The organism is Mycobacterium sp. TH-M15, from assembly GCF_057473705.1.
Window position 1 is genome coordinate 1 of the sequence record NZ_JBYCLB010000064.1, and the last position, 8,947, is coordinate 8,947.

At 70.5% G+C, this 8,947-nt stretch carries 8 protein-coding genes and 2 pseudogenes; 8 read left to right on the top strand and 2 right to left on the bottom strand.

The window, feature by feature from the left end:
• Nucleotides 1-220, bottom strand: a pseudogene (locus AC2VNT_RS01550) (ABC transporter ATP-binding protein); the annotation flags it as partial.
• Nucleotides 217-1,965, bottom strand: coding sequence for an ABC transporter ATP-binding protein (locus tag AC2VNT_RS01555; protein WP_486945185.1), 1,749 nt, complete (start codon nucleotides 1,963-1,965; stop codon nucleotides 217-219). The gene AC2VNT_RS01555 and the pseudogene AC2VNT_RS01550, both read right to left, overlap by 4 nt.
• A gap of 133 nt (nucleotides 1,966-2,098) precedes the next feature.
• Here AC2VNT_RS01555 and AC2VNT_RS01560 point away from each other — a divergent pair, with 133 nt between their 5' ends.
• The 8 genes and pseudogenes from AC2VNT_RS01560 to AC2VNT_RS01595 all read left to right on the top strand — a co-directional run.
• Complete coding sequence (locus tag AC2VNT_RS01560; RefSeq protein ID WP_486945186.1) at nucleotides 2,099-2,647, top strand: DUF3558 domain-containing protein; 549 nt, start codon at nucleotides 2,099-2,101, stop codon at nucleotides 2,645-2,647.
• Entirely contained in the window at nucleotides 2,644-3,189 is a 546-nt protein-coding gene (locus tag AC2VNT_RS01565) for a DUF3558 domain-containing protein (protein ID WP_486945187.1), read from the top strand. The genes AC2VNT_RS01560 and AC2VNT_RS01565 overlap by 4 nt, the downstream gene beginning before the upstream one ends.
• 42 nt (nucleotides 3,190-3,231) lie before the next feature.
• Complete coding sequence (locus AC2VNT_RS01570) at nucleotides 3,232-3,480, top strand: type II toxin-antitoxin system Phd/YefM family antitoxin (protein ID WP_486945188.1); 249 nt, start codon at nucleotides 3,232-3,234, stop codon at nucleotides 3,478-3,480.
• Nucleotides 3,473-3,877 (top strand): PIN domain-containing protein, encoded by a 405-nt coding sequence (locus tag AC2VNT_RS01575; protein ID WP_486945189.1) that lies wholly within the window; start codon nucleotides 3,473-3,475, stop codon nucleotides 3,875-3,877. The genes AC2VNT_RS01570 and AC2VNT_RS01575 overlap by 8 nt, the downstream gene beginning before the upstream one ends.
• Before the next feature lie 68 nt (nucleotides 3,878-3,945).
• Complete coding sequence (locus AC2VNT_RS01580) at nucleotides 3,946-5,490, top strand: DUF2397 domain-containing protein (RefSeq protein WP_486945190.1); 1,545 nt, start codon at nucleotides 3,946-3,948, stop codon at nucleotides 5,488-5,490.
• Nucleotides 5,487-6,644, top strand: coding sequence for a TIGR02678 family protein (locus tag AC2VNT_RS01585; protein ID WP_486945191.1), 1,158 nt, complete (start codon nucleotides 5,487-5,489; stop codon nucleotides 6,642-6,644). Before AC2VNT_RS01580 ends, AC2VNT_RS01585 begins: the two co-directional genes overlap by 4 nt.
• Nucleotides 6,641-6,826 carry a hypothetical protein gene (locus tag AC2VNT_RS01590; protein ID WP_486945192.1) on the top strand — a complete coding sequence of 62 codons (186 nt, stop codon included), beginning with the start codon at nucleotides 6,641-6,643 and terminating at the stop codon, nucleotides 6,824-6,826. The genes AC2VNT_RS01585 and AC2VNT_RS01590 overlap by 4 nt, the downstream gene beginning before the upstream one ends.
• 27 nt (nucleotides 6,827-6,853) lie before the next feature.
• A pseudogene (locus AC2VNT_RS01595) lies at nucleotides 6,854-8,947 on the top strand (TIGR02680 family protein); the annotation flags it as partial.

Sequence of the window (8,947 nt, forward strand, 5' to 3'; positions counted from 1 at the left end):
GCAGGCCGCGGCCGATTTCGCCGTTGAACAACAGGTCGGTGGCGTGGCCGAGGATCCGCGGTCCGGCCACCCCGAGCGCGATACCGCCCAGCGACAGCGCGATCACCGCGGTGGCCAGCCTGCGCTGCGGGACGAGCCGCCGCAGCAGCCGCAGCGTCACCCCGGCGAGGTCGCCGGATCGCGCCGTCGGGTGCTGTCGCATCCGCGCCGGGACGGTCATGACGGTCCACCCACCCGGGCGGTCACCGACTGGGAGTCGACGAACTCGGCGTAGCTGGGGCAGTCGGCGATCAGCCGGTCGTGGCTGCCGGCGCCGACCACCCGGCCGTCGTCGAGGACGACGATCCGATCGGCCCGGGCGACGGTGGAGATCCGCTGGGCGACGACGATCACCGTCGCCTCGGCGGCCACCTGCCGCAGGGCCGCGCGCACCCGGGTGTCGGTCTGGGTGTCCAGCGCGGAGAACGCGTCGTCGAAGACGTAGATGTCCGGCCGGCCGATCACCGCGCGGGCGATCGCCAGCCGTTGTCGCTGCCCGCCGGAGAAGTTCACGCCGCCCTGGGCCACCCGCATCGCCAGCCCGTCGGGGTGGGCGGCGACGAACCCGTCGGCGGCGGCGACCCGCAGCGCCTCCCACAGCTGCTCATCGGTGACCGGCTGCCCCGGGGCCGCGCCGTACCGCAGGTTGTCGGCGACGGTGCCGGAGAACAGATAGCCGCGCTGGGGCACCAGCGCGATCCGCGACCACAGCCGCTCGGGGTCGCAGTCGCGCACGTCGACACCGTCGATGCGCACGCTGCCGCCGGTGACGTCGCGCAGCCGGCAGATCAGCGAGACCAGGGTGGACTTGCCGGCACCGGTGCTGCCCACCACCGCGGTGACGGTGCCCGGCCGCGCGGTCAGCGAGACGTCGTGCAGCACCGCCTGGTCGGCCCCCGGGTAGCGGAAGCCGACCCCGGACAGCTCCAGCAGGCCGCCGCCGCGCGGTGTCACCGGATGCGCGGGCGCGGTCACCGCCGGCCGGGTGGCCAGCACCTCGCCGATCCGCTCGGCGCAGACCGAGGCCCGCGGCAGGATTGTCAGCACCATGGTGGCCATCAGCACCGCCATCAGGATCAGCGCGAAGTAGGAGAGGAACGCCACCAGCGATCCGACCTGCATCCGGCCGGCGTCGACGCGCAGCGCGCCGAGCCAGATCAGCGCCACGCTGGAGCCGTTGATGATCAGGGTGGTGGCGGGCAGCATCAGCGCCTGCAGGTTGCCGACGGCCAGTGCGGTCCCCGACAGTGTGGTGTTGGCCGCGGCGAACCGGTCCCGCTCGACGGGCTCGCGAGCGAAGGCACGGATCACCCGGATGCCGGCCAGCTGGTCGCGCAGCACCCGGTTGATGCCGTCGACCAGCCGCTGCATCTGCCGGAAGACCGGCAGCATCCGCCGCACGATCGCGTAGTTGGCCAGCGCCAGCACCGGCACGCTGACCACCAGCAGCCAGGACAGCGCGGCGTCCTGGTGGACGGCCATCAACACCCCGCCGACGCTCATGATCGGCGCGGTGACCAGGGTCGTGGTGCCCAGCTGCACCAGCAGCTGGATCTGCCGGACGTCGTTGGTGGTGCGGGTGAGCAGCGACGCCGCCCCGAACCGGGCCGTCTCGTCCGCGGCGAAGCCGGTGACGTGGGTGAACATCGCCAAGCGCAGGTCGCGGCCGAACCCGGTCCCGGTGCGCGATCCGAAGTAGAGGGCGCCGATGCCGCACAGCACCTGGAATCCGGTCACCGCCAGCATCACCGCCCCGAGCCGCACGATCACGGCGGTGTTCCCGCGGGCGATCCCGTCGTCGATGATCGTCGCGTTGATCGTCGGCAGGTACAGCGACGCCAGCGTGCCGACCAGCTGCAGCAGCATGATGGCCGCGACCGGCCGGCGGTACGGCCGCAGGTGGCGGCGCAGCAGCGCCAGGAGCATCTGGTAACTGTCGCACACGATCCGATGCCGGGTGCCGACACAAACCGGACACAAGGCACTGGTCACTCCGTGCGTCGTGGTTCGCCGGCGGCGCTGCGGCTACAGTGCATCGTGTGATCAGCGGAGAGCGCCGATGACGGTGCGGCGAAACCTGGCGGTGCTGGCGCTGTCGGCGGCGACCGCGGTCTTGGCCGGCTGCCACGGCTCCGGCTCGGCCGGCGAGCCCGGCAACGGCCCGACGGCGCACGGACCCAAGGAGGGCAGCCACGGGCCGATGTTCCCGCAGTGCGGCGGGGTCAGCGACGAGACCGTCACCCAGCTCACCCAGGTGGCCGGCCTGATCGGCACGGCGAAGAACTCGGTGGGCTGCCAGTGGCTGCTCCATGGCGGCATCAGGGGCCCGCACTTCTCCTTCTCCTGGTATCGCGGCAGCCCGATCGGGCGGGAACGCAAGACCGAGGAGCTGACCCGTCCCCGGGTCGAGGACATCACCATCGACGGCCACAGCGGTTTCATCGCGATCGGCGCCGACACGGCCGCGGACGACAGCCTGTGCGAGATCGGGATCCAGTTCGCCGACGACTTCTTCGAGTGGTCGATCAGCTTCGCCCAGAAGCCCTACCCGAACCCGTGCGACGTGGCCCGGGAGCTGTCCCGGCAGACGATTGCGAACTCGAAATGACCCGTCGGCTCGGTGCGGTGGCGCTGGCCGTGCTCGCTGCGCTGGTGACGGTCACCGGCTGCTCCCGGCAGGTGGCCGGCACCGCGGTGAAGGTGGGCGTCGGTGACCTGCCGCGCAACCAGAACCCGTTGAAGAAGTATCCGAACCTGCTCAAAGAGTGCGACGTGCTGACCAAGGACGTGCTGGCCAAGACCGTCGGCGCCGACGAACGTGACATCCAGAGCACCTTCGTCGGGGCGATCTGCCGCTGGCAGGCGGCCAACCCCGCCGGGCTGATCGACATCACCCGGTTCTGGTTCGAACAGGACAGCCTGGACACCGAACGCACGGTCGCCGAGTACCTGAACTACCGGGTCGAGAACCGGGCCATCGCCGGGATCCGGTCGATCGTGATGCGGCCCGACGACCCGAACGGCTCGTGCGGGGTGGCCAGCGACGCGGCCGGGGTGGTCGGCTGGTGGGTCAACCCGCAGGTACCGGGCATCGACGCGTGCAGTCAGGCGATCAAGCTGATGGAGCTGACGCTGGTCACCAACTCCTAGCACCCTGTAGCATGCTGTAGCGCGCCTTGCTACGGTTGTCGCATGGCCAAGACGATCGCTCAGCGTGACCTGCGCAACAACAATGCGAAGGTGATCGACGCGGTGGTGGCGGGCGAGGCGTTCGTCGTGACGCGCAATGGCGAGCCGGTGGCCGAGCTCCGCCCGTTGCGGTCCGCTCGCCGCACCTTCATCCCGCGCGCCGAAGTCGCCGCGCTGGCGGGCACGCCGGTGCGCATCGACCATCGTCGGTTCCGCGCCGATCTCGACCGGGTGATCGACCAGGGTGTCTGAGCTGACATCGGGCCTGTTGGACACCTCGGTCGTCGTCGACTGGCACGACCCGGAGGTCGTCGCCGCACTCCCCGACGAGGTGGCGATCTCGGCGATCACCGCCGCGGAGCTGGCCGCCGGCCCGCTGCTGGCCACGACAGCCGTCGAAGCGGCCAAGCGCCAGGCCCGGTTGCAGGAGGTGGAATCGAGGCTGGAGCCCATCGCGTTCGACGATGCCGCCGTGCGGAGTTACGGGCTGGTCGTTGCCGCGGTGGTGCGGGACGGACGACAGCCGCGAGGCCGGTTCGCCGACCTCTTGATCGCCGCGACGGCGCACGCCAATCGGCTCGACCTCTACAGTCGAAACGCCGAGGACTTCTCCGGGCTCGAGCAACTGATTCGGGTGGTCGCGGTCTGATCCCCGGTCGAGGTGGGCCGTCGCACCGATGTCGGCGGTGGTCCCTACCCTGAACGACGTGGCGGGAGGTGAATCGAGTGGAGGACGACGAACTGCCCGAGGGCGGGCCGGTCGATCACTGGGCGTCCTACCTGCCTGGCCCCGATCTCGTTCCTGCGTACCTGGTGGTGAAATACGCGGCGCAGTATCGGGCGGTCATCGACGTGTTGCTCGAGGCACAGGACACCAGCTTGACCGGCTTGTCCTACGACGACGTCCGTGCGCGCGTCGCGGCGTATCTGGCTGAGCGAATTCCCGCCGACACCGTCGCGGACATGGTGGCGGAGGACCGATTCAACCTCGAAGCGCGCCTGGAGCGGCTGGTTCGGTGGGGGGTGCTGATCCGGTGGCAGGAGCCGGCACGGACCGGTGAGGACTTCTTGCGCAAGCGAGACCGCTATCAGCTCACGCCGAAAGCGGCACGACTGCACACGTTTTGGACCGAGGACCTGCACGCCGAGGAGGCGTCCGCCGCCGATCTGACGCTGGCACCCCGCGCGATTCACGACCGACTCACAATGTTCGCCGACGCGATCAAGGACCGGCGCTACCGGGATGCGGCAACCGAATACCAGGTGGTCATCAGCCTGCACCACGGCATGGCGACCGCGGCGCGGACCTGGCAGCGCAGTCTGGCGCACGCCCTGTCCGGTGGTCCAGACCCGGACAAGCAGGAAGTGTTGTGGCGCACGTTGCGCTCCTACATCGGCATGTGGGGTGAGCAGGTCGACGTGCACAGCCCGCGGATCGCGGCTTTGATGACGCAGTGCGCCCAGTCGCTCACCGAGTCGGTGTGGCGGGCCTGCTGCCGCGCGGCGGTCGAGGACGCCGATGACGAGCAGATCGCCCGGCAGGCCGAGCGCTGGCAACGGACGTGGTCGGCGCTGACGGCCTGGTTCGAAGGCAGCGAGGGGCAGGCCCGGCGGCTGCGGCGGCAGCTGCGCGACCTGGTAACACCGTGGGCCCGCAACATGCACATCCTGATGGACACCGGTGGCACGGTGACCCGCCGGACGGAGCTGCTGCGTCTGGCGCGAGCGATCGAGCGGGCGCCCGACGGCGAAACCGCTTGTCGGCTCTGGGATATCGCCACCGGGTTGTTCGCGGCACGGCACCTGTTGTTGCCGTCCGACGCGGCCGACGACCATAGCCGCTCCTGGGCTGATGCACCGCCGGCCCCGGTGACGGCCCGGTTCCGCGAGCACGGGGTGCGCGCCGCGGTGGGCCGACGTGCCCAGGTCCCCGACTTCTCGGCGGGCCGTGCGGCGGCGCGACGGGCCAGGGCGGCCGGCGCGGCCGCTCGAGCCGAGGCCGAGGCGGCATTGCGGCAACGCTCGGGGACGCGGTTCGACGGGTGGGACTCGTTGTCGCAAGCCGAACTCGACCTGCTGCTGGAATTCCTCGCCATCGCACGTGCCGACGGTGGTGCATCGCGTACCGGCGTGACCGGGGACGGGCGGTGGCGGGTGACGCTGACCGCGCCGACCGACGGGCCGTCGACGGTGTCGTTGCCCAGCCCGCGCGGCCAGCTGGCGGCAGTCAACTGGCGATTCGAGCTGGAGTCACTGCGATGACCCGCGACACCGCCGAGCGCCAGCGGGCCTTCACCGGCCTGCTCGCTCACCCGGTGCTGGATCGCTGGCGTTATCCCGAGCTGTTCGCCCTGGTTCGTAATGCTCGTCACCGGCCGGTCCTGGTGGACTGGTTCAAGACCCGGCTCGACTACGACCTGGTGGTCACCGAGTCTGCGGCTCGGTTGTTCCGACGGCCGATCGGCAACGACGTGGTGGCGCCGCACCGGTACGCAGCGCCGGGACGCCGCGTGCTCACCCTCGCCGTCCTGACCGCGGCGGTCGCCGAGGACGCCGAGGATCTCACCACGACCCAGGAACTCTCCGACCGGGTTCGGGTTCTCACCCGCCGCGATGACGTCGGTCTTGCGGAGTATGACGCGGACCGCTTCGTCGACCGATCGCAGTTCGTCAAAGCGGTCGGCTTGCTGGTGAATGCCGGAGTGCTGCGACCGGTCGACCGAAATGACGAGGACCGCCGTGAGGGCTGGGCCCACCACAAGGATGCCGTCGGCGGCGCGTATGAGGTGGTGCGGCAGCTGCTGCTTCGGCTGGTTGATCCGGTCGCGCTGTCTGCGGCGCTGGGCGAGCACGTCGATAACCGCGACGCCGCGGCGGCGACGGATGCCACGAGCCGTTACGTGGTGATGCGCCGGCTGATCGAGTTGCCGGTCTGCTTGATCGGCGACCTCGGGGAGGCCGAACGCGCGTATCTGGCCAATCAACGCCACCGCATCGTCGCCTGGTGCGCCGAGATGACCGGCTGGATCGTCGAGCAGCGGGCGGAGGGACTCGCCCTGATCGCATCGGAGGAGGCGGACACGGACCTGCCGTTCCCCCGGCTGCGGGCAGTCGATTTCGCCAGCTTGATGGTGCTGGACGAGCTCCGAACCCTGGCCGACGCGGGTGGGCGGGTGAGCGCTGACCAGCTGATGCAGGCCGTGGCCGAGGTGCGCTTCCGGTACCCGAAAGCCTTGACCAAGGAGCTGGAGACCGATTTCGCGATGCGCGACCGCGCGGTCGACCTGCTGCGCGCACTGGATTTGCTGCGTCCCGAAGTCGACGGCGGGTGGTGGCTGTCGCCGCCGTCGGCCCGGTTCCGCAACCCGTCGGTGGTATCGGTCACGGCGCGGCTCGGCGAGAATGAGACGCCATGACCACTTCTGCCTGGGGACACGAGTGGCTTGCCGCCGCGCTCGACGGTGGACTGCCCGAGCCGCACCGCGACCGCTGGCAGCCGCTGCGGGTGGGCATCGTCGGTCTGTGGGAGTACGACGACGCCGAATTCTGGTTCGCAGATGGCCGGCTGGTGCTCCGGGGCGGCAACGGCGCAGGCTAGACGAAGGTGCTTGAGGTCTCCACTCTGATGTTGCTGCGGGGCGAGGTCAGTCCGTCGGTGCTCGACCCGTTCGGCTCCCAGCACCGCACCATGCGCTTCAACCTGCTGCCTACCGGGGAGGGCGATGACCCGCGACCACCGGCCGACTCCGGTCTGGGTTATGCCTGGGCGGAGTTCGGTCGGCTGGACGACGGCGAGGCCCGATTCTTTGTCTGCGGCATGGGGATGAGTGCACGGCGAGGAACCGGAACCACCGGCGTCACCACCTGGCAGTTCGTCACCGGGCTGCGGCCCGGCAAGGAGTTGCAGCTGGCGGTCGGTGGCCGCGCCCTGGAACAGAAGGAGCTGCGGAAGCTCGACGGCGTGTATCTGCCGGGCAGCGCGGCGGTCTACCGAGAGCGGTTGGGCCATGAGCTGTTTGGCCTTTCCGCGGCCTCCTACGACAACCTCACCGATCTGCTCAAGCAGCTGCGCAAGCCGAAGCTGGGTGAACGGTTAAGCCCGACATTGCTTGAAGAGACGCTGCGGGAGGCGCTGCCGCCGTTGGCTACTCACGAGGTGACCCAGCTCGCCGAGGGGTGGGACCATCTTGAGGCGCTGCGCGGGGCAGTGGAGCAGACGCAGCAGGCGGCGGTGGCCGTCGTGCGGTTCGTCAGGGAAGGGTGGCGGCCGTGGGCGCGGGCCGTGCTGCGGCAGCGGGCCGACGAATTCACCCAAGCCACCACCGCACTGGACAACACCACCCGCGACAGGAACGAGGCGGAGAAGACGCTGGCGGAGGCGAAGCGCCAGGTTGCGGCCGCTCAGGGCGAACTCGCCGAGGCCAAGCGGCGGGAAGGCGACGGGGACACGCAGCTGCGGGAACTCCTGGAATCCGCCTCCTACCACGACGCCGTGGCGGCGAGTCAGCGGGTGCAGGAGCTTCGTAGCGCCGTCGTCAGCCTGCAGGGTCAGGTCACTGCGGCCGAGCGGCGGTCGGCGGACGCCGAACAGGCATCCGCAACGGCCAAAGAGTGGCGGGACAGGGCCGAGGAGAAGGCCGACGACATCCGGGGACGGGTGGCTGAGCAGGAGGCTTCCGTGCGGGAGGCCGCGCGGTCGGCGGGACTGGCGGCGTCGGTGGACGCGCACCTGCCGGGACGAGATCTCGACGCGTTGATTGCCGATCACCAGACACGGCTGGAGCGCTTCGAACGACTCGGCTCGCTGCACGATGACCACGCGGCCGTCGAACGCCACGCCGAACGGTCTGGTCAGCTGGTGCAGGCAGCCGAGCAGGATGCGGCGGCGGCACAGGACGACGAGGCGCAGGCCGCGGCGCAAGTCGAGCGAGACGCCGAGATGCTGCGGCAGCAGATTCGCGGCTGGGCCGAAGCTGTAGTGGTCGTCACCTGTCCCGCCACGCTGGTCGAGGATTGGTGCGACCAGATCGGCGAGCTGACCGTGTTCGACGCGGAGAGCGGTGCCACCCGTCCGGGTGCGTCGGTGGTGGACAAAATGCGGAACCACGTCGCTGGAATGCGGCGGGAGACAGCTGGCCGTGCCGAAGCGCTGCGCCTGGAGCGTTCTCCGGTGTTGGCCCGGCGACAGGAAGTGGACAGCGAGCTCGAACGGGTTCGGGCCCGAACGGAATTCCCTCCGCCGGCCCCGACGCTGTGGGCCAGGCGGGAGCGCCCGGGGCCCGATGGCAAGTCTGGTGCGCCGCTGTGGCGGCTGGTCAACCCCGTCGCCGGATTGGACGGTGACGTGCTCGCCCGGCTGGAAGCCGCTGCTGCCGCGTCTGGGCTATTGGACGCGTGGGTGGCCGCGGATGGCAAGGTCGACACCGTCGACGGTCGGCTGCTCGCTGACGTCCAGCTGGGTTCCGGTGGGGCGGCGCGCGGCCCGAGCCTGCTGGCGGTCCTCGAACCCGATGATGCCTGCGCTGTCGAACCGGACGTCGTGCGAGGTGTTCTCGCCGGCATCGCGTGGCACGACACCGGGTCCCCCGACGATGACGGTGATCGGCTGAGTGCCGACGGCAGCTGGCGGGTGGGTGGGCTGGCCGGCCGAGCCGAACCGGCCGGACCGGCCTGCTACCTCGGCGCCGCCGCGCGGACCGCGGCGCGAGAACGGGAAATC